Annotated in this window: 18 protein-coding genes; 8 read left to right on the top strand and 10 right to left on the bottom strand. The window is 43.7% G+C overall.

The genetic code is table 11. The features are described 5' to 3' along the window. Positions 1-314 precede the first annotated feature (314 nt). Both fabB and fabA read right to left on the bottom strand, forming a co-directional pair. Positions 315-1532, bottom strand: a complete 1218-nt coding sequence (gene fabB, locus ACTUJY_RS02905; protein ID WP_463614552.1) for a beta-ketoacyl-ACP synthase I — start codon at positions 1530-1532, stop codon at positions 315-317. Between the two features lie 83 nt (positions 1533-1615). Then, a complete protein-coding gene (gene fabA / locus ACTUJY_RS02910; protein ID WP_463614553.1) occupies positions 1616-2140 on the bottom strand; it encodes a bifunctional 3-hydroxydecanoyl-ACP dehydratase/trans-2-decenoyl-ACP isomerase in 525 nt (174 codons plus the stop codon). 270 nt (positions 2141-2410) lie between these two features. Between fabA and ACTUJY_RS02915 the strand changes: the two genes are divergently transcribed. Next, positions 2411-3652, top strand: coding sequence for a methyl-accepting chemotaxis protein (locus ACTUJY_RS02915; protein WP_463614554.1), 1242 nt, complete (start codon positions 2411-2413; stop codon positions 3650-3652). A 26-nt stretch (positions 3653-3678) separates the two neighbouring features. Here the strand turns inward: ACTUJY_RS02915 and cysS are convergent, their stop codons facing one another. Beyond that, positions 3679-5061 carry a cysteine--tRNA ligase gene (gene cysS, locus ACTUJY_RS02920; RefSeq protein ID WP_463614555.1) on the bottom strand — a complete coding sequence of 461 codons (1383 nt, stop codon included), beginning with the start codon at positions 5059-5061 and terminating at the stop codon, positions 3679-3681. Positions 5062-5221: 160 nt separating this feature from the next. Between cysS and ACTUJY_RS02925 the strand changes: the two genes are divergently transcribed. Both ACTUJY_RS02925 and ACTUJY_RS02930 read left to right on the top strand, forming a co-directional pair. Next, positions 5222-5713: a peptidylprolyl isomerase gene (locus tag ACTUJY_RS02925; protein WP_463614556.1), complete on the top strand. Its 492-nt coding sequence runs from the start codon at positions 5222-5224 to the stop codon at positions 5711-5713. An 18-nt stretch (positions 5714-5731) separates the two neighbouring features. Continuing rightward, positions 5732-6481, top strand: a complete 750-nt coding sequence (locus ACTUJY_RS02930; protein WP_463614557.1) for a UDP-2,3-diacylglucosamine diphosphatase — start codon at positions 5732-5734, stop codon at positions 6479-6481. A 19-nt stretch (positions 6482-6500) separates the two neighbouring features. Here the strand turns inward: ACTUJY_RS02930 and ACTUJY_RS02935 are convergent, their stop codons facing one another. The 7 genes from ACTUJY_RS02935 to fadI form a co-directional block, all read right to left on the bottom strand. Then, the gene (locus ACTUJY_RS02935; RefSeq protein ID WP_463614558.1) at positions 6501-7112 is read right to left on the bottom strand and encodes a MiaE family protein; all 612 of its coding nucleotides are present in this window, start codon (positions 7110-7112) and stop codon (positions 6501-6503) included. A gap of 78 nt (positions 7113-7190) precedes the next feature. Continuing rightward, positions 7191-9167 carry a transglutaminase TgpA family protein gene (locus ACTUJY_RS02940; RefSeq protein ID WP_463614559.1) on the bottom strand — a complete coding sequence of 659 codons (1977 nt, stop codon included), beginning with the start codon at positions 9165-9167 and terminating at the stop codon, positions 7191-7193. 13 nt (positions 9168-9180) lie between these two features. Then, entirely contained in the window at positions 9181-10134 is a 954-nt protein-coding gene (locus ACTUJY_RS02945) for a DUF58 domain-containing protein (protein ID WP_463614560.1), read from the bottom strand. 12 nt (positions 10135-10146) lie between these two features. Further along, entirely contained in the window at positions 10147-11064 is a 918-nt protein-coding gene (locus ACTUJY_RS02950; protein ID WP_463614561.1) for an AAA family ATPase, read from the bottom strand. Between the two features lie 93 nt (positions 11065-11157). Beyond that, positions 11158-12387 (bottom strand): glycerate kinase, encoded by a 1230-nt coding sequence (locus ACTUJY_RS02955; RefSeq protein WP_463614562.1) that lies wholly within the window; start codon positions 12385-12387, stop codon positions 11158-11160. A gap of 568 nt (positions 12388-12955) precedes the next feature. Continuing rightward, positions 12956-15130: a fatty acid oxidation complex subunit alpha FadJ gene (fadJ, locus tag ACTUJY_RS02960; protein ID WP_463614563.1), complete on the bottom strand. Its 2175-nt coding sequence runs from the start codon at positions 15128-15130 to the stop codon at positions 12956-12958. Beyond that, the gene (gene fadI / locus ACTUJY_RS02965; protein WP_463614564.1) at positions 15130-16482 is read right to left on the bottom strand and encodes an acetyl-CoA C-acyltransferase FadI; all 1353 of its coding nucleotides are present in this window, start codon (positions 16480-16482) and stop codon (positions 15130-15132) included. The genes fadJ and fadI overlap by 1 nt, the downstream gene beginning before the upstream one ends. A 292-nt stretch (positions 16483-16774) precedes the next feature. Between fadI and ACTUJY_RS02970 the strand changes: the two genes are divergently transcribed. The 5 genes from ACTUJY_RS02970 to ACTUJY_RS02990 are packed head-to-tail and all read left to right on the top strand — an operon-like array spanning position 16775 to position 22028. Next, positions 16775-17740 carry an AAA family ATPase gene (locus tag ACTUJY_RS02970; RefSeq protein WP_463614565.1) on the top strand — a complete coding sequence of 322 codons (966 nt, stop codon included), beginning with the start codon at positions 16775-16777 and terminating at the stop codon, positions 17738-17740. A 48-nt stretch (positions 17741-17788) separates the two neighbouring features. Continuing rightward, the gene (locus ACTUJY_RS02975; protein WP_463614566.1) at positions 17789-18775 is read left to right on the top strand and encodes a DUF58 domain-containing protein; all 987 of its coding nucleotides are present in this window, start codon (positions 17789-17791) and stop codon (positions 18773-18775) included. Continuing rightward, a complete protein-coding gene (locus ACTUJY_RS02980; RefSeq protein WP_463614567.1) occupies positions 18772-19278 on the top strand; it encodes a DUF4381 domain-containing protein in 507 nt (168 codons plus the stop codon). The genes ACTUJY_RS02975 and ACTUJY_RS02980 overlap by 4 nt, the downstream gene beginning before the upstream one ends. Then, positions 19271-20293 (top strand): vWA domain-containing protein, encoded by a 1023-nt coding sequence (locus ACTUJY_RS02985; protein WP_463614568.1) that lies wholly within the window; start codon positions 19271-19273, stop codon positions 20291-20293. The genes ACTUJY_RS02980 and ACTUJY_RS02985 overlap by 8 nt, the downstream gene beginning before the upstream one ends. Next, positions 20286-22028, top strand: a complete 1743-nt coding sequence (locus ACTUJY_RS02990; protein WP_463614569.1) for a vWA domain-containing protein — start codon at positions 20286-20288, stop codon at positions 22026-22028. Before ACTUJY_RS02985 ends, ACTUJY_RS02990 begins: the two co-directional genes overlap by 8 nt. The last annotated feature ends 2 nt before the right edge of the window (positions 22029-22030 follow it).

The raw sequence follows: 22030 nt of genomic DNA on the forward strand, positions 1-22030 counted from the left end.
GTTTTACGTCGGAAAAAACGAACTGTTCAAGCTCATTGCATAACTTTGTGAATGCCGCTAGTAAAATTTAGGTGTACTTAACAAATACGCATCGCTCAAACTGGGTTTTCTCAGCTTTTAGGAAGATCCTTTTCCGAATATTCAACTTCAGCTCGAAGATACTATCCCAAATAAGGGTTGTCAGATATACCTAACCCACAAACTCCCATATGATAGGCTAAGACGCGACTGGTCCATATTAGGTATTTTCTTAACATTCGATACAAAAAAGCCGCTAATTGTTAGCGGCTTTTTTTATTTCGATAGATAGCTATCTAATCTTTAAACTTCTCAAACACTAAACAAGCGTTTGTTCCGCCAAAGCCAAAGCTGTTGCTCAAAATCCGGTTGAGCTCAATGCCCTCTTCCAGTTTTTGCACAATGGGCAAGCCTTCGGCATCAGGATCCATTTGTTTAATGTTAGCTGAGCCTGCAATAAAGCCATCTTTCATCATAATTAAACTGTAAATGGCTTCGTGCACACCGGTTGCACCGAGTGAATGACCCGCTAACGACTTGGTTGATGAGATTTTCGGCATTTTATCGCCAAACACTTCTTTCAATGCTTTTAATTCCGCCACATCGCCGACAGGCGTGCTGGTGCCATGCGTATTCACATAATCGATATCACCCGCTACGGTTGCCATGGCCTGCTGCATACAGCGTACCGCACCTTCACCCGACGGGGCTACCATATCGTAACCATCCGATGTGGCGCCATATCCAACCAGTTCCGCGTATATTTTTGCGCCACGGGCTTTTGCGTGCTCCAACTCTTCCAGCACCAAAATACCACCGCCAGAAGAAATTACGAAACCATCTCGCGTTGAATCGTACGGACGAGAAGCCGTTTCTGGCGTGTCGTTGTACTTGGAAGACAGAGCACCCATCGCATCGAATAATAAGGTTAAACGCCAATCTTCTTCTTCCCCACCACCAGCAAACATAACGTCTTGTTTACCCATAGCGATTTGTTCATACGCATTACCAATACAGTGCGCGCTGGTCGCACAAGCGGACGAGATGGTGTAGTTAATGCCCCTAATTTTAAAAGGCGTTGCTAAACAGGCTGAAGTGGTACTGGCCATGGTTTTTGGCACTGCGTAAGGACCAACCCGCTTTACACCGCGCGATTGTGAAATTTCTACCGCTTCAACCTGCGTGCCTTGTGAGCCACCGCCAGAACCCGTGATTAACCCAGTGCGCACATTAGACACATCAGAATCCGTTAAACCCGCGTCTTCGATTGCTTGTTGCATCGAAATGTAAGCGTAACCGGACGCATCCGCCATAAAGCGCACAATCTTACGATCAATGTGATCTTTGATATCCAGATCGGGACGCCCTGCTACATGACTGCGCAGTCCTTTTTCTTTATAAATTTCTTTAAATTTAATACCCGACTTACCCGCCTTTAAGGAAGCAGTAACTTCTTCAACATTGTTACCAAGGCAAGACACAATGCCCATACCTGTGACCACGACACGTCTCATAATGATTCCTGAATATTTCGAGTTGAGAATTTATTTCTGTTCAACATACAGAAGACTCAAAGGACCGGCAAGTACGCCCTGCCCTAAAAGCTGTCGGTTGAATCGAACAAACCCACTTTTAAGTCTTTTGCTGTGTAAATTTCTTTTCCGTCAACAGCGACAGAACCGTCCGCGATAATCATCTTAAGTTTACGTAAAATCAAGCGTTTTACATCAATACGGTAGCTGACTTTTTGCGCTGTGGGCAAAATTTGCCCGAAAAATTTAATTTCACCAGAACCCAACGCTCGGCCCTTACCTGACTGCCCAAGCCAGGAAATGAAAAAGCCCGTCAACTGCCACATCGCATCAACCCCTAAACAACCTGGCATTACTGGATCGGATTCGAAGTGACAATCAAAAAACCATAAATCCGGACGAATATCGAATTCCGCATCGATATACCCTTTATCGAATTGTCCACCTTGATTACTGATGGCCGTTATACGATCCATCATAAGCATATTGGGCAGTGGTAAGCGAGAAACAGTGTTTCCAGCTGGTCCTACAAGCTCACCTTTGCCGCAAGCTATGAGTTCGTCGCGCGAGTATTGACTGGTTATTAACATGGATTACCTTAGGGTTTCTGACTGAAACAAGCTATCGTCAGGGCACTAGTTTGAGCGCGTATTATGCCTATGTCGACTCACTAAACTGGTATGACCTTGAGTTTACATGTGTTCGCTTAGACACTCTACCGCATCTCAATGTAAGTGACCGTTTTATAAGAAATTGTCAATCGCAGACAAAGCAATAATTTTACCAAATGCTATGCTGTTATAGGTGAAGGACTCAATTAAATATCTCAACAATAGCACAATAAGAGCATTGGTATTCTCATGTTAAAGATTGCACCTCGCCTGTTAGCACCGCTCATCACCGTGTTACTCACCGGCCACCTTTTAATACTTTGGCTAATCAAAGCCGAATTATCGATATACCTTTGGGTTCTGCTGATAGACGCATTAGCTGCGGTTATTCTTTATGCGCTATGCAACATTAAAGTCACTCCCGCACTGAGTGAACTTGAGCGTTATGTCAATGAGTATTCAAAAACCAATAAAGTGAATATGAACTTTCGATTTCAACTCACCAAAAGTGGTTGGTTTGAAGCGCTCTTTAACAAAGCCAATCACCGGTTAGGTAAAGCCGATGAATTACTCAACTTGGTTTACAGCTCTAGCGCTCGATTAATGCCAATGTCGCAAGACTTAACCGAGTCCTACAATTCGTTGCATACAAAAGCGGAAAATCAAGAAAGCTACGGGAAAAAACTGAATGAGTCCGTGGCTCAAGTTGTAGACGCTTCCGCACAACTGAACCAACACATAGATTCAATTTTTGAACAATTAAGTGAAGCAACACAAGCGGTGCAGGAAACTCGTAGTAGTGCCGGCCAAAATGCAACCAGCTTGCAAGCCTTGACACAAAGTATGACTCAAGCGAATGAACATATTAATCAACTGAAAATCGACAGCGAGCAAATCAATAGCATTATTGATGTCATCAACTCAATTGCCGAACAAACCAATTTGTTAGCTTTAAACGCTGCCATAGAAGCGGCTCGAGCCGGAGAACAAGGTCGTGGCTTTGCAGTAGTTGCAGACGAAGTGCGAACACTCGCGGAACGCACTGCTGAGTCCACTCAGGAGGTAAGAGCCATGGTTGAGCGTATTCAACAAGGTACTTCCAGCGTTTTTGAAACAATGGCTTCGGGGAAAGAGGCCAATGAACGAACCGTCGACCTGTCAGATACCTCAACAAAACAATTAAATCAGGTGGATGATGCCATGCATGAAATCGAAAACCTGATGCAAGCCAGTGCGCAATTGGTTCGTCAACAAATTGGTGTTGTTGAAGAGTCTAAGAAGTCGGTTGCTTTACTGGTGACCTTAAACGAAGAAACGTTACAAGATACTGAGCATCAGGCTGTTACAGCTGAAGATCTGGTCAATTTATCCAATTCTCTGCGCAAACAGCTGAATGAATTTTCTCTTAGCGAAGCGAGCTGGAATGAACTGCGACGCAGCAAACCTCGCACCGCAGAACAAGAACCTAACTCTCAAAAAGCAACAAACTAAATCGTTCGTCACTTTTTAATTAACGATTATTCTTTACGCCAAGTTGTCCCTTCGCGTGTATCTTCAAGCACAATGCCTTCGGCCAGCAATTGATCACGAATTTCATCGCTGCGAGCAAAGTTTTTATCTTTCCTCGCTTGGGTTCTTTCCGCAATTAATGCCTCGATATGTTCCGCGTCAAAGTTTTCACCCATCGAAGTAGACTGCAAAAACTCAGCCGACTCTTGCTGTAATAGGCCCAATACTCCGGCCAGAATTTTCAATGTATGTGCCAGGTTCGACAGCTCAGGGTCGGCATCCTTTTTCGCCCGGTTCACTTCGCGCGCCAGTTCAAATAACACAGCAATGGCTTCCGGTGTATTAAAATCGTCGTCCATCGCTTGTTTAAACTTTTGCTCGTACGCGTCAAGTACTTTCCCTGTCGAAAAATCCACATCGCGTAATGCAAGGTATAAACGCTCCAGGCTCGCATCCGCAGCATTTAATGACTCGTCGGAATAGTTTAATTGACTGCGGTAATGGCTCGACAATAGGAAAAATCGCACCGACTCTGCTCGATATTGCTTCAGCACATCGCGAATGGTAAAAAAGTTGCCCAAGGATTTAGACATCTTTTCTTTATCCACTTGTACCATACCGGTATGTACCCAGTAATTCACAAATCGACACCCATTGGCCGCTTCGGATTGAGCAATTTCATTTTCGTGATGAGGAAACTGCAAGTCAGAGCCTCCACCGTGAATATCAAATTGGTCACCCAAGCATTGCTTACTCATGGCCGAACACTCAATATGCCAACCCGGTCGCCCTTTGCCCCAAGGTGAGTCCCAACTGGGTTCATCAGGTTTTGCTGCTTTCCAGAGTACAAAATCCAGTGGATCGCGTTTGTCCTCGGCGACATCAATTCGCTCACCAGCCCTCAAATCTTCTATATGTTGCTTACTCAGCTTACCGTAATCTTTAAAAGCAGAAACCGAATAGTACACATCGCCTTTATCACCTTGATAAGCAACCTGCTTGTCCATCAGCGTTTGAATCATGTTAATAATATCGTCCATCGATTGCGTAGCACGGGGTTCATCGTCTGGTCGCTCCAATCCCAGAGCATCAAAATCCTCGAGCATGATACGCTCAAACCTTTCCGTTATGGATTCAAACGACTCTTTATTTTCATGCGCGCGGTTGATAATTTTGTCATCAATATCGGTTACATTTCGTACATAATAAACGTCATAACCACTGTATTTCAGATAGCGAGCCATGACGTCGAATGCGGCATAAGTTCGCCCATGACCGATATGACAATAGTCGTAAATGGTAACGCCACACACATACATACCCACTTTACCTTCCACTATCGGTTTAAAGGCTTCTTTTTGGCGAGTGAGATTGTTGTATATCTGTAGCATTGGATTGATATTCCGTAGTTGTTAAATGCATCGAAACCACGAATTATACTGAGTTATCAACTTCATTCGTAGCTTCAAATCGATATTAAAATGGCTGGCGAGGTAATTCATACTATTTTTATGGCATAATGCCCCGAAAATTACCGACGAGGAGTTAAAAATGGTTATTCTGCATACCAATATGGGCGATATCACATTAGAGTTATTCGCTGATAAAGCGCCGGAAACGGTTGCCAACTTTCTTGAATACGCAAAATCAGGTCATTACAACAATACAATATTTCATCGCGTGATTGATGGTTTTATGATTCAAGGCGGAGGCTTTGAACCCGGGTTGCAACAAAAAGACACTAACAGCCCGATTAAAAACGAAGCGAATAACGGTTTATCCAATGAAGCCGGCACAGTTGCTATGGCAAGAACCATGGATCCCCACTCTGCTTCGTGTCAATTTTTTATTAATGTTAACGACAACAAGTTTCTCGACTTTAAAAGCGAATCACCTCAAGGTTGGGGCTATTGCGTATTTGGTAAAGTAACTTCAGGTATGGAAGTGGTTAACCAGATTAAAGGAGTAGCCACAGGAAATTTAGGTGGGCACTCCGATGTGCCGAAAGAAGATATTGTGATTGAAAGTGTTGAAGTTCAATAAGAAATTCACTTTTAACTGATGATGATCACACACTTTATTTCAGACTTACATCTTTGTGAAGAACAACCGCACCTGTTGCGGTTGTTTCATCATTATCTGGATCATTTTGCAACAAAAGCCAATCGGCTTTACATTCTTGGCGATCTTTTTGAAGTCTGGATTGGCGATGACTATCAAACCGACTGGATCAACGAGTTACAAAAAAAACTTCAACAGCTTACATTGGGCGGAACGTCCATTTATTTTTGTCATGGTAATCGCGATTTTCTATTAGGAAAAGAATTTGCAGCAAGCGGCAGTGTGACATTGTTGGAAGAATACGCTCTCATTGATTTGGAAGGACAAAAAGCGTTAGTTTGCCACGGAGATTCAATGTGCATCGATGATGTTGCCTATCAAGAGTTTCGAGCAAAAGTTCGCACCCAAACCTGGCAAGATGAATTTTTAAACCTACCGATTGAACAACGTTTGGCAATTGTAAACAGTTACCGAAAACAAAGTAAGGATGCTACAGCTGCAAAAGACAATGAAATTCTCGACGTTAATACCCAAGAAGTGGCTCGAATTTTTAAAGAAAACAAAGTTTCGTTGATGATCCACGGTCATACCCATCGACCTGCGGTTCACAACGTTGAAAATACAACACGAGTTGTTTTAAGCGACTGGCGAAACTATGGGCAATTTTTAGAATTTAAAAGTGGTAAGTTTCAATCTTTTCATTTTGATTTGGCCAGTATTCAAAACGATGAGCAACTAAAGTTTTCTTAAACAGCCCCTACCTCGCGCCTCAGGTTGATGGCACCCCACTGTGAAAGCGAAACACTTTGTCGGGTGATTGGATCAGCTCTGCCTCTAACTTACCAAAGAAGTCAACGCGCTCGGCGATGGGCTCTTTTGAGTACTCTTCAGCCAGCGCTAAATAATCCATAAAATGCCGGCTTTCCGATTTCAACAAAAAGCGATAATACTTGGCAAGCACGGGATCCGAATCTTCCATCACAGGTGCCAGGGCCGCAAAGCGTTCACACGACCGCGCCTCGATATAAGCACCAATAATTAACACATCAACCAGACCGCTCTCTTCACCCATTTTTACCGGTTCACGCATTTTGGCCGCATAGCGAGAAGCCGTGAGGTGCTGATATTCAATTTTGCGCTCTCGCATTAAGTCGAATACCTGCTCAAAATGACGCAGCTCTTCGCGCGCCAATCGACTCAGCTTGTGCAATAAAGAAGCCCGCTCTGGAAACTTGAACATCAAGCTCAAAGCCGTTGAGGCGGCTTTCTTTTCGCAACGCGCGTGATCAATTAACAGCAAGTCTCGGTTTTCCAATGCAGCGTTTAGCCAGGCTTTCGGTGTTTCGCAATGTAAAAATTCTTGTACAGCAGAGATATCCATGGATTGGCGTAGCTTTTAAGGTAAAAAGTTTGAGAAAGTCGGCATTATATCAAGCTGGGTATCGGTTAACCATTCAGATTATTTTAAAGATAAGCTTCGCACGTTTCGAGTAAGACGCTCCCTTACCCCTTTGTTATTCTCACATTGTGCGTATTTCAGTAATGTGTAGTCCCGTAAAATAGGTGAAAGCTGCGCACGCCATTCGGGCTTTTGCTTTATCACACGCCGTATAAAGGTTTGTGCTCCTTCCTGTGGATGCTTCTCGATACCCAGTTTCTTCAATCGATTGAGTAACTTTCGATAAGCGTTAGCCACAGGATCGAGAGCGGGCTGATATTTCGCAATTCGCCAAGCAATAAAACCAATAACGGCACTGACGAGCAACAAAATAACCAGATGACGTGTTGCTCCTGACAATTTGCTCAGTTTCAAATAACGCAGCAAATCCCATTGATTGTCCTGGTTAAAATCCAGCACCCACTCTTGCCAAAAAGCGTTCATATTATCCATCCATTGGCGCGCATAATCATACCAACGCACCCCTAATAATTCTGCGTCTGGTAGCGTATCGAATAAGAATCCGCGTTGCCCAACTTCACTTAACAAACTTTGTTCAATTCGGAACGGTGCAATCGCTGCCGTTGGATCCAACCTCACCCAACCCTTATCTTGCAACCAGTACTCTAGCCAAGCATGAGCATCGCTTTGTCGAATCAGATAATAATCGCCAATCGGGTTGTATTCACCTCCTTGATATCCGGTCACGACACGTGCCGGGATCCCGACCGCTCGTAAAATAAAAGTGACACTCCCTGCATAATGCTCACAAAATCCTCGCTTATGATTGAACCAAAAATCATCCACCATGTCTTCACGCATAATGGGCGGCTGCAAGGTATAAAAATACGGCTGCTGATTAATGTACTGCAATAAAAAAGCAACAAAATCTTCAGGATCGTTGAAGTTCTGATACTGCTGTAGTGCCCATTGACGTGATTCTGGATTGGAGTTTTCAGGCAACATTAAATTGAGCTGTCGCGCAACTGGGTTAAGTGTTTTATCAATCACTGCATTCACCGAAGACTTTACAGAATAACGAATTCGATTACTTATTTTACTTGGCGAATAAAAAGTAGCATCGGAATTAACAGCACGTCCTTGCTGAAAGCTAATGGGTACATCTAATCCAAACAACCAATTTTGTCGCGTCGGCTCTTGAGTCACAAAGTATTCAAAAACCGTATCGACATCTTCTTGGATCTGGCTTGAAAGTCCTTCCCTTATGGGATCCGCCCGCCAGGTAATGCCATCGTAATTTTCAAACACCAAACCTCGCCAATACAATTGATCACTGCTTGGTTTCAACTCTTCCTCAAACTTCACTCGAAATGCCGGGTCATCATTTAAGTTCAAGACACCAATGTCTCCCGGAGTCATCGAATCGGATATGCCGCTACCGGCGGAAGAAACACCTGGCATTTTCCACAAAGGACCTGGTAGTCGTGGAAAAAAAAGAAAGAGTAAAATCATGATCGGTAAAGACAAGGATAAAATTTTCACACTGCTCTTCCAATCAAATACAAGTGACTGATGACTGTTCGCTTGCGTAAGCGCATGTACCAGAAACGTAAACGCTGCGAAGACATAAATCATTAATAAGAACGATTGCGAGAATAAAAAACTCATTGACAAAATGAAAAAACCTAAAGTAAGTAACAAGTTTAAGTCACGATATTTATAGGCTTCTAATATTTTCAAACTGTACATAGTAGCAATTAAAGCAACACCCGCATCTTTTCCGCGTAGCGTTCCGAAATAACGCCACACGATTACAGCTATTACTAATGTGATTGCAATGATCAACCAACGATTTAACCGAGTCGATTTATGAGTATGTAGTCTGAACAATACCCAACTTGGTGCCAATAAAATAAAAAACACCAAAAAAGAAGGCAGGCTAAATAAAAACGGAAACAGCACCACGAGTTGTACAATGGCTAATCGACGCAAGGTAGGTTGTGTTAAAGTTCGTTGATTTTCTGGAAGTAGTAACACGTTAAAACCTTTGCTAGTTAAACAAAGCTAAAGCCATTAAGCACCGTTGCAAATGCTCCGGTCCGTTGCCAGGAGAAATGTCCTGTTCGGGCAATCTCAATCCGTAAAACTTTCCTTCCTGTTCTGCCTGATTGACTAAAAAACACAGGTAAGACAATCGCAACTCTTTATTCACCTGTGTAAAATTATCATAATCAAAGGTGTCGGGATCACTCAAATAATCGACAAATTGCTTGGTTTGTAATCCTTTTTCACGCGCAAAACTCTTCCAATGAACGCGCGATAAAAGATCACCTTTTTGGTAACTTCTTAAACCGTAATATTCTTCAACGCCGGGTTGAAATTGTTCGGAATATTTATCGTGTTGGCGCTGTCCGCTCATTGAGGCCATATCAGGTTCTAATGGTTGTGGATATACCAGACAATAAGCATCGAAAAACAACCAAGACCAAGCTTGCAAAAAACCTAACGGGAAAATCGTTTGACACCGAACCGGTTGGATCGGTTGCTTGCCTCTTTTTTCACATAATTGGTGCAACTCGACTCGTTGCTCCGCTGACGGGGTAATATTTAGCGTGTGTAAATTCTGATTTTTCAAACCAATACTGATCGCCTGATGGGGTTTATCTCCGGTAATGGATATGGGAAATTTCGCCGTTTGCCCACAATAAACTGGTTCGGGTTGATGCACTGAAAACCTTAACCCCACCAAATTAGTAAACGTGAGCAAAATGGTAATGAGGCCAATAGCAACGGTGGTAAAAGTAGCGATAAATACCAGGTTATTCTGATAATTGGTTGCGCCGATGCCCATTAATAATATAGTCAGCAATAACAAAAAGCCATAACGCGTAGGAAAAATATAAGTATTACGCTGCGTTAAAGTTTGTCGCCTAGATTTGGGCGCTCGAGACTCCTGCCACGACAAAATTTTTTTCCGCCACTCGCGTCGCAGTTGAACGAACATTGAATAGAACCCTTATAAAGGAACCGCTATTTGTTGCAAAATGGTTGAAGCCACATCGTCACCCGACATATCGCTCTGACCATGGGTTTGAAGTCGATGACCAACAACAGCAACAAAAACACGCTGAACATCTTCCGGAATCACAAACTCGCGCTGCTGTAACCAAGCATAGGCTTTTGCTGCTTGTGTGATTGCCAGTCCGGCACGCGGAGAAAGCCCATGGACCAGTTCTGCTGATTGACGTGTTTCTAATACTAACTTGAGCACATACTCGACGAGATTATCACTTAACGTGACTTTCGAAACCTCGTTTTGCATCAAAACCAATTGTTCCGCATCAATTTGCGCTTTAGCTGAATGTGCCATAGCCCGTTTTTCACCACTCATCAGTAAAGACTTTTCAAATTTAGGATGTGGATACCCAAGCGACAAACGAATTAAAAACCGATCCAGTTGCGATTCGGGTAACGGATAAGTTCCAATTTGATGTGATGGGTTTTGCGTTGCGATAACAAAAAACGGTTTGGGCAATTGCCGCGTTTCGCCTTCGATTGTTACTTGTTGCTCTTCCATGGCTTCTAGCAATGCACTTTGTGTTTTTGGCGTTGCGCGGTTGATCTCATCGGCCAAAATAACTTGAGAAAAAACCGGTCCTGGATGAAAGACAAACGCTTGTTGATTTCGGTCGTAGATGGCTGTGCCGGTGATATCTGCAGGTAACAAGTCAGATGTAAATTGTATTCGCTGAAAATTTAAACCGAAAACACGTGCAATGCTGTGTGCCAGTGTCGTTTTCCCCATACCGGGTAAGTCTTCAATTAACAGATGACCTTTTGCTAACAAACAAACAATCGCCAACTCAATTTGCGGCTCTTTACCAAGAACAATTTGATTTAATGTATTCTTTATAGATTCGATAAGCTGAGACATGTAAGACCATCATTAAAACTTTATGGGCGTTTATTGAATACAGTTTCAAAAACAAAAATTTAACGTAAAGACCAAACGTTTTTGAGACTGCTTTTAGGTTTTTACTAATACCCAAACATCACGCACATTGGTACGACCGCTCGGCCAGTACAAACACGCGTCAATTGCTTTTAAAGCAGTATAGCTGTTAAATTCATTTAGCAGAAGCTCAGGGTCGAGATTGTTATCGAGTAGGCGTTGCCAAGAATGATGATCAATGATGGCACCCGCTGCATCTGAACTGCCATCACATCCATCGGTTGCTAACGCGATGAATGTGGCTGGAAGGTTATGCTGGTGTAGAAATCTAGCTACGAGTAATGCGACATGACTGCAACGTCCCCCTATTCCATGATTTTTTGGGAGTTTAACCGTTACTTCGCCGTGCCAAACTAGACCGCCGAACGAATTCTCCAACAACAGATTCCTCAGCTCACTGAAATACCGTGTAAGGCTTTGATTCAACTCACGAACATCGACATTAGAGATATTTAAACGTGTCGTTAAGCTATGAGCGATAGAGTCCGCGAGTTTTTTGCTATTACCTACGCACAGATGTCGAATGGGAGAAGTAAAAACCGAAGCGCTTAACGGCGATTGACATAAGCGACTTAAATGCACCGGTAGCAACTCTCTATCAACATTGGACGTTGATGGAAACAATAAACCAGAACCAATCACCGCAGGATCATCATCAGGAACGTCAGACAGAGACATTTGCAAAAACGTCACGGACTGAAATCGTTGTCGTAAGCGCCCACCTTTAATCTGTGATAACGATTGGCGTACTGCATTAATTGAGTTTATATCAACATCGCTAGCCAACAATTGTTGCGTTAGCGTTTGAATCTCTTCAAGACTTGCCCCATTAACCGGCAACTCCACCATCGCTGATGCTCCACCCGATAACAAAAATAAAAATGCGCCGTTTTTTCGAGTTTCAATGTAATCAATTAAAGTATGAGCAGAGGCTATGGATCGCTCATTAGGAACCGGATGACTGCTTTCCAAATACTTGAACTTCCGCAACGGCTTTTGATAGAAGGAGTTGTACTTTTGAGCGGTAATCACCAATCCATCGACTACGCTTTCTGGTGCCGCATCCAGGATACCGCACGCCATAGCAACCGAAGCTTTACCAATAGCAACAACATGCACCGGTGAAAGCAACGAAATATATTGAACGGAATGAGCGGTTAAGCGCCGAGCGTCTGCATTTTCCATCTGTTCTGCTACGATGGATAAAGTCGAATTTTTTCGCTGAGTAGTGGTAAGCCAATCCATTAAAAACAGTTTTCTAACGGTTCAAAAAACCGATATCGAAAATAAACTGAGAACAAAAGAGATAATTCCACCAAGCACACCAAATAAGACCCAGTTAAAGGAAGTTCCAGCAACCGTAATAAGATAATAAGCTTTATTGTGCCGGCTAATCTTTAAGCCGACATACATCAAAACAAAACTGCTCAAGATGTAACTTATAATGCCTAGCGTCCACAAGTCTGTACTCTGTGGCCATTTAACAGAATAAAATAACACCAAAAACGCTTGTAGAGTCACCAGGCTCCAAAATATCCGTAACATAAGGCATCCATTAAAAAATCTAACCGTAAAATGACTAACGCATTCACTCCAAAAGAAGAGACATAAATTATGACAAATTTTTGTAACTTTGTGTTAACTTTTGAAGAAAAATTGTTAACCCATTTACGGATCACGTTACTCTAGTTTAAATGTTAGTCAATATTTTGAAATTTAAAAGTTCTACAATAATTTGCCTCAAGCCCTGTTAATTGAGGTTTCACAAAAAAGGGAGCGTTATGCTCCCTTCCGATCGGTTTCCGTTACCCGACTAATAAAATGACTTTTCTTCACCTGCATATTGCTTCAGCAACGAACAAGGTGCGAATCGCTCCCCATGCTTCTGTTGATAGTGTTCCAGTCGAGCCACGACATTGACTACGCCTTGAGTATCAATATACCGGAATGGCCCACCTAAAAATGGCGGAAAGCCAATGCCAAAAATGGCGCCAATATCACCATCGCGACAACTTCGAATGATGTTGTCTTCCAAACAACGTACCGCTTCATTCACCATCAATAACAAACAGCGCTCAACAATTTCAGAGTCATCCATCATATTGTTCGGTTGCACGCCAAGCACACGATAAATGGACTCATCCACCGGCTTGTCACCTTTGGCTTTGCTGTTGTAGCGATAAAAGCCTTTGCCATTTTTGCGCCCTTTTCGGTCATCGTCCTTCAGTTTGGCAAACATCGCTGGCGGCGCCATTCTTTCTCCAAAAGCGTCTTGTAAGATTGGGGCTACTTTTGTCGCGACATCGATCCCAACTTCATCGAGCAGTGTCATAGGACCCACCGGAAACCCGGCATTAACCAAAGCACTATCCAAACGATCGACGGGTACCCCTTCAGCAACCAGTTGACCAGCTTCATTCATGTAGGGCGCAAGAATACGATTGACATAGAAGCCAGCACCGTCATTCACTACAATAACCGTTTTGCCCTGCTCTTTACCAAAAGCCACACTTCGTGCAATCACTTCTTCACTGGTTTCATTGGTTTTAATGATTTCCAGCAGTGGCATCTTTTCTACCGGAGAGAAATAATGCAGCCCAATAACTTGCTGAGGACGGCTGGACGCTTTAGCAATATCTTTGATTGGAATGGATGAGGTATTGGTCGCAAACACGGTATGCTCTGAACAATGAGCCTCGATATCTTTTACCATCTGATGTTTGAGCGACAAGTCCTCAAATACCGCTTCTATCACCAAATCGCAGTGTTTAAAACCCGAATAGTCTGTAGCACCGGTAATGCGCGACTGCACACGTGCGGCTTCAATGCCGGTATACTGTCGTCGCTTCAACTTTTTCTTAATCAACTTCCAGCTGTAGCCCATCGCATGGTTTAAACCCGCGGTAGACACATCTTTAACGCGCACTCGTTTACCCGCTTTGTCTGCTGACACGTAAGCAATACCCGCCCCCATTAGGCCACCACCAAGCACCCCGATGTGTTCAAATGGAGCGGGGTCGATTTCGGAATCGACGCCCGTATCTTTTTTCAGCTCGTTGACAGCAAAGAAAATGTTCATGAGTTGTTGTGCTTCGGGTGAAACCACCAACTCACCAAAATAACGCGCTTCAATCTCCAGTCCTTTTTCAAAGCCATGCTCCATTCCCATTTCCATACACTCAATGATTTTCATTGGAGCGGGATAATTTCCGCGTGTTTTCGCTTTAACGGACTTACGCGCCTGATCAAAAATGACTTTACGGCCAAAACTGTTACTTTCCAACGCGAGTTTTTGTGCGCCACTGGCACTTAATGCGCCTTTCCAATTTAATTTTGGATCATCTTTCGATTTACGCCAACGACCGCTTTTCGCCATCGCTAGTACACGTTTTTTTGCAGCCAACATTAAGTTAGCGACCGGCACAACTTCGTCCACTAATCCTACTTTTAACGCTCTTTTGGCAATCAATTGTTTTCCGGTTAACATCAAATCCAGAGCTGTAGCAATGCCTGTCAATCGCGGCATACGCTGAGTACCACCGCTGCCAGGTAATACACCCAATTGCACTTCAGGTAACCCCAGTTTTGTTTTAGAGCTGTCGCTACAAATTCGCTGATGACAAGCCATCGCCAATTCCAGCCCGCCGCCTAAACATGCTCCATCAATGGCTGCCACAACGGGCACTTTCAAGTTTTCCATTCGGTTAAAAATGTCTTGTCCGGCTTTGGATAAACTTTCTGCATCACTCGCGGTGTTTACCGCATTAAGCATGCTGATATCCGCACCCGCCACAAAGCTTCCGGCTTTTCCACTTGTCACTATGAGCCCAGAGACGGCGTTGTCTTTTTCAATTTGCTCCAGCAACTCACTGATTTCTTCCACAAACTCTTTTTTTAAAGTGTTTTGACTATCGCCAGGTACATCAATCGTAATGACACCGATACCTTTATCCTTCAGCTCATATCGAAAAGCGGATTGCTGACTCATTATTCTACCTCCAGAATCATCGATGCACCCAATCCACCCGCGGCGCATGCGGTTGTTAAAGCGGTTCCACCACCGCGCCGTTTCAATTCATTCAACATCTGCGTAATTAAACGGGCTCCGGTTGCGGCGAAAGGATGACCATACGCGAGGCTGCCACCCAACACATTAAATTTATCCATATCAATTTCGCCAATCGCTTTACTACGATTGAGCTTTTCTTTTGCAAAGGTATCTGATGCAAACGCCTTAACGTTGCACAAAGTCTGAGCGGCGAATGCTTCGTGCATTTCAATCAGGTCCAAATCCTGCAGTGTCATTCCTGCGCGATCCAAAGCCAGAGGTGTCGCATACGAAGGTCCCATTAACATGTCACAAGTCGCATCAATGGCGGCAAAGGCGTAGCTTTTGATATAACCCATAATTTCATAGCCTAGTTCTTTCGCGCGAGCCTCACTCATCATCAACAAGGCGGCCGCACCATCGGTTAGAGGGGTACTGTTCGCGGCGGTTAATGTTCCGTGCTTGCGATCAAAGCAGGGTCTCAACTTGGCATAACTTTCCAATTTCGAGTCGAAACGAATATTGTTGTCAATCGTCACTTCTTTTTTGTACGGGGGAACAAACGCGGTCATCACTTCATTGGCTAGCTTACCCTCTTCCCAAGCTTTTGCGGCCAAAGAGTGTGATCGGTGCGCAAGCTCATCTTGCTCTTCTCGAGTAATACCATGATCACGCGCCATCTGTTCAGCGTTTTCACCCATGGTCAACCCTGTACTGTATTCTTTAATCGCTGGTGGCACAGGAGCCAAGTCTTTCGGCCGAAGTTGCGCGAGTAATTTTAAACGCTGACTTAACGTTTTTGCTTTACTCAAATCAAGCAAAACCTGCGCAAACTTTTTTGAAACGCCAATGGGAACAACCGAAGAAGAATCTGCACCTCCCGCAATACCCACAGAAACCGTACCCGCCATAATGGACTCTGCAACACTGGCCGCCGACTGAAAACTGGTCGCACACGCTCGCGACACAGAATAAGCATCGGTGTTTACACTCATCTCAGTTCCTAACACAATTTCACGAGCGATATTAGGCGCATCTGGAAGCGTGATAACTTGACCATAAACGATTTGATCGACCAGTTTGGGATCGATTTCGGTACGTGCCATTAATTCATTAACAACCAATTTGCCCAAGTCAATTGCATTCATTCCACGATAATGCGTCAATTGGCGTGCGAAAGGTGTTCGTAATCCAGCAACGATGGCAACACGATCGCCTTTACTCTTGCGAGTGGACTTTCGGGCATTTTGCTTGGCTTCAGGCTTTGTCGAAGCATTGGTTTCTGTTGTCATAGCTCGATCTCAGTGTGTTAAAACTTTAGGTGATCAGTCGATGTCGACCCTAAAGAAGTCTAGAAGTGATTGATAGGAACTCAAACTCTACTCGATTTCCCCAAAATTTTCAAACACCCGTTTTAAATACTCGTTTTGATTCTTATGGCTTGTTCATTTGTATAATTCCTGCGCAATTTTGTATTTTGTTGCAAATTGTCGGGCTAAGCCGTTGAAAAAGGCTGGAATTTCGTTGAGCGATCCTTTAAAAATGTCATCCTTTAACCCTTAATAGCCACAGACAGATTTGCTTATGGAAGTTCGATCAGCCGTTCAACAATTACAATCCTTTTTAGAACAACGAATCATTGGCCAGCAGGCATTGGTGGAAAAAATATTAATTGCGCTCCTTGCGGATGGCCATTTATTAGTTGAGGGTGCACCTGGCCTAGCCAAAACTCGAGCCATTAAAGAGCTTGCACGCGGTGTAGAAGGCGATTTTCATCGCATTCAATTCACTCCCGACTTATTACCCGCCGACTTAACGGGCACTGATATTTTCCGTCCTCAAACCGGAACGTTTGAGTTCCAGAAAGGCCCTATTTTCCACAACCTGATCCTGGCCGACGAAATTAATCGTGCGCCAGCAAAAGTTCAATCCGCGTTACTGGAAGCCATGGCTGAACGACAAATTACCGTCGGAGGTCACAGCTACCCATTGCCTCCGCTGTTTATGGTAATGGCAACACAAAATCCGATTGAGCAAGAAGGTACTTACCCCCTACCGGAAGCACAACTCGATCGTTTTCTAATGCACGTTTTGGTGGATTACCCGGACAGCTCAGCAGAGATGGAAATTCTCCGACTTTCACGAGCCGAATCTCACCACCAAGCGCATTTAAATGAACCCGAAGAAGAATTAACCAAAGAGGCACTGTTTAAAGCACGTGACGAAGTGTTGGATATTTATATGGCCGAAGAAGTCGAACAATATATTGTTCAACTCGTGATCGCTTCTCGAAATCCGTCGCAATTTGACGATCAGTTAGCCCGTTGGATCGATTTCGGAGGCAGTCCCCGTGCGACCATTGCCTTGGATCGCTGTGCTCGAGCTTTCTGTTGGTTACACGGTAAATCGTTCGTCACTCCCGACGCGGTACAAAAAATTGCTTATGAAGTGTTGCGTCATCGTATTTTGCTCAGCTATGAAGCTGAAGCCGAAGGTGTAACACCAGATAAAGTGATTAGTCGTCTACTGCAGGTCGTTCCCGTTGCCTAATGGGTCAGTTGAGATGTGGTTCATTAACAGTCAGGAAACTCATCATTCATGAAACATTGGCGGCATACCAACCCAAGTCGGACATCAACACTGAAGAGTAATCAGGTAGGCATTGAGCTAGCACTGGAAGAGTTGCTGCGCTGTAAACAGTTAGCCGACAATCTGCAGCTCCCCACGCGTCAGAAAGTTAAAACACATTTATTGGGTGGATTCATTTCTCACTTTAAAGGACGCGGAATGGACTTCGATGAAGCGCGCCCTTACCAAATGGGCGACGATATTCGTTCCATTGACTGGCGTGTAACTGCTCGAACCGGCGACGCACACACTAAAATATACCGCGAAGAGCGAGAGCGCCCGGTGTTTGTTTTATTGGATCAAGGCGCTGATATGATGTTTGGCTCGCGTCAGCAATTCAAATCGGTACAAGCAGCCAAAATGGCGGCAACCATTATGTGGAAAACGCTGAGTGATGGTAACCGTTTTGGCGCCCAACTTTTTGATGAAAACCATCATTACGAATACAAACCTGCCAGCAATCGCAAAAACTGCTTGCGTATTCTCAATCAAATAGTCGAAAACCATAACCAACAAATTCAAAGAATTTATTGCTCAGAACAAGCGCAACGCCCAGTAAAAAACAATCTGGCCACTACCTTGCTTCGAACGCGTCACCTGGCGCGTCCCGGTAGCTTGATCTTTATAATAAGTGACTTTCAACAATTTAATCACGAAAGTGAACATCATCTACTGCGTCTCAGTCAGCACAATGAAGTTAACTTGATGCAAATTTGTGATCCTCTTGAGCGCGAACTACCACCTTCCGGTCACTACACCATTACCGATGGTAAACGACGTGCGGTATTTAATACGCAAGGACACAATTTTCGAAAACAATATCATGATATTTTTGTCCAACAGAGCGATGCAATGAAGAATCTGTGTTTAAAACATCGCATTCGTTGGCATCTTATTGGTACTGAACAGAATATAAACCAACTATTAAATTCGTTGGTGGAAACAGGAAACGGATGAACAGTAATAACGACCTTTTGTCACAACTGCGCGATATCCACACCCCAGAACCTATTGGCTGGTGGCCATTGGCGCCTGGCTGGTGGATTTTGTTAGGTTTGTTCGTTGTTGGAATCGCTCTGTTTTTTTTCTGGCGATGGAAGCGTTCGCAACGAAGACGTTCCATTACACTCGCGCAATCAAAACTTACAATGTTAAAAAGCCAACCTGCAACAAAAAGACAATTGATCGAGGCACTGCATTTATTGCGACGAGTCGCACTGGTTTATTTACCTCGCGACCGAGTGGCGAGTATACCATTGCATCAATTTGTTCAATACTTGGCGAACTATCATCAAATTTCCCTCAAGCCTTCCAGCCTTGAATTAATGAAAGATGCTCAATATCGACCCAATATTGAAATTGACAACCAACATTGGCAAAACTTACTTTTCGATCTTAATCGGTTAATTTTATGCCTTTCGGAGACGCCTCTCGTGGCATTGGAGGCCACACATGTTTGAGTTTGCCTGGCCTTGGTTTTTTTGGCTCTTGCCTCTACCGCTACTTACCTTTTTTGTGTTTCCAAAAGCCAAAGACCATGAGTCTACCGCCTTAAGAACCAGCCTTTTCAATCGCTGGCAAAAATTTTCTTTACAGGCATCCAGTAGTGATCGGAGTCAATGGAAACACCTGTTTCTCAGTGCATTGCTGTGGACAATCGTATTGGCGGCCTGCGCTCGCCCTCAATTTATAGGGGAGCCTATTGAACTACCCGCATCCGGTCGCGACCTGATGGTATCCATGGATATTTCCGGTAGCATGGAAGCCACTGACCTTCAACTGAATGATCAACCAGCCACACGACTCACCGTTGTCAAACACATACTTTCAGACTTTATTCAACGTCGCGAAGGCGATCGATTAGGATTAATTCTGTTTGGCGAAAATGCCTACTTGCAAACACCGCTCACCTTCGATTTAAAAACAATCAGCCACATGTTATTAGAAACCGAAATTGGCCTCGCTGGTGCCTCGAAAACGGCCATTGGTGATGGCATAGGTTTAGCCGTTAAACGATTAAAAGAAAGACCCGCTGAAAACAGAGTTTTGATTTTACTCACCGATGGCCAAAATAATGCTGGCGCATTGGAACCCATCGAAGCAGCAAAGCTCGCTAAGCATGCTGGAATTCGAATTTACACCATTGGTGTAGGGGCCGATGAAATGATCATTAACGATTTATTGTTCGGACAGCGACGAGTTAACCCTTCCGAAGAATTAGACGAAGAAACGCTTACGGCCATCGCAGAAATGACCGGCGGCCGGTATTTTCGCGCGCGTGATGAACAGGAGTTAAAGCAAATTTATCTCGCTTTAGATGAATTGGAACCGGTGGAAAATGAAGGCGAAATTTATCGTCCGGTTAAAGAACTTTATTATTACCCTCTATTGTTAGCATTAGCTCTCTATTTATTCAGCTATCTACTTTCTATGGCGTATTCTTTGATTTTAAAAAGGACAGCTGCGTATGAATGAGCTTTCCTTATCTCAATGGCTAAGCGATTTTACTTGGCTTCGACCAGATGCCCTTTGGCTCTTTTTGATTCTTGTTCCAATCGTTTTTTTCAGCTGGCAATCGTTACGTAATCGAGGTCAGTGGAAAAAAGCCATTGATCCACATTTACTTAAATTTTTACTACAGCAAGGCGAACGTTCTCGAAGTGGCTTACCCATGTTAACGCTCTCACTTTCATTGTTTTTTACGATTATTGCGCTGGCCGGTCCGAGTTTTAGTAAACAAAAAGTACCTGTTTATCGTACTGACGATGCTCGAGTGATTTTACTCGATCTTTCATTGTCGATGGACGCCATGGATATAAAACCATCAAGGCTCACTCGTGCTAAACATAAATTACAAGACATCTTAAACGCAGCTGAAGAAGGCGAAACAGCGCTGATCGTTTATGCAGGCGATGCGTTTGTGATCAGTCCGTTAACCAGTGACTCAAACACCATTACAACCATGGTACCTGTGTTAAGTACAGGCATTATGCCTTTGTTAGGTAGTGAGCCCGCTGCGGCGTTTGCGAAAGCCAAAGAGTTATTTAACAATGCTGGCAAACGAGAAGGACAAATCATTTGGATAACCGATGGTATTGATGATCAAGATGCTGAAATGATTCTGGAGCAATTGGAATCGACCCAACATAAGTTATCCATTCTAACCGTCGGTACAGAACAAGGCGCTCCAATTCCTTTAGGAGATGACAAAGGGTTTCTCAAAAATGATATGGGAGAAATCGTTATGCCAACGCTGCGAATGAAACCCTTTCAGCAAATTGCCAGTCAATTCCCAACACAAATGACCGCAATCACAGCCGACAACTCCGATATTGAACAGTTAGTAAAACCGACAACCAAAGATATTGAAAGAAATTCAGAAAATAAACAAAACAATGTGCAGGATCAAATGGACCAAGGCTTTTGGTTTATCATTCCCCTAGTTCCTCTTATGTTATTGTTATTTCGAAAGAATGCCCGTGTACCGGGAGTCGTATTAGCTTTGTGTTTTACATTACATATTCCCGAAAGCACAGCCAGTGTTTGGAACGATCTTTGGCTTACACCGGATCAACAAGCACAACGCGCACTTAATAACAAGGATGCTACAAAAGCCGCTGAGCTGTTTAACCATAAAGAGTGGAAAGCCAGCGCGGAATACAAAGCAGGCAATTACCAACAAGCCGAGCAATTGTTTGAAAATTTTTCCAATAATGCAAGTGCTTTATACAACAAAGGCAACGCGCTTGCTTTACAACAAAAATTTGATGAAGCGATCGAGGCATACGAACAAGCATTGGCGAAAAACCCAGAAATGGAAGACGCTAAATTCAACAAAGAACTGATTGAAAAATTAAAGCAACAACAAGAGCAGCAGCAACAAAATCAACAAAATCAAGATGAGCAGCAGCAAGATCAAGAAAACCAAGAGCAAGAGTCCGAGCAGCAACAAAGCGAACAACAACAAAAAGAACAACAATCGTCAGAGAAACAGGAACAACAACCTGAAGAGCAGGAGCAGTCTGAAGAGCAAAAACAACAAAAAGAAATGGAATTGCAAGATCAACGGAATGAACAAGAAAAAGATCAAGCGCTTGAACAATGGCTAAGAAAAATTCCTGATGACCCTGGTGGTTTACTCCGCCGAAAAATGTATCGTGAATATAAAAAGCGTGGCCGCGAAAACCGTTACCAGAAAGAAGTTTGGTGAAT

It is taken from the genome of Pleionea sp. WD8-19 (assembly GCF_055326765.1).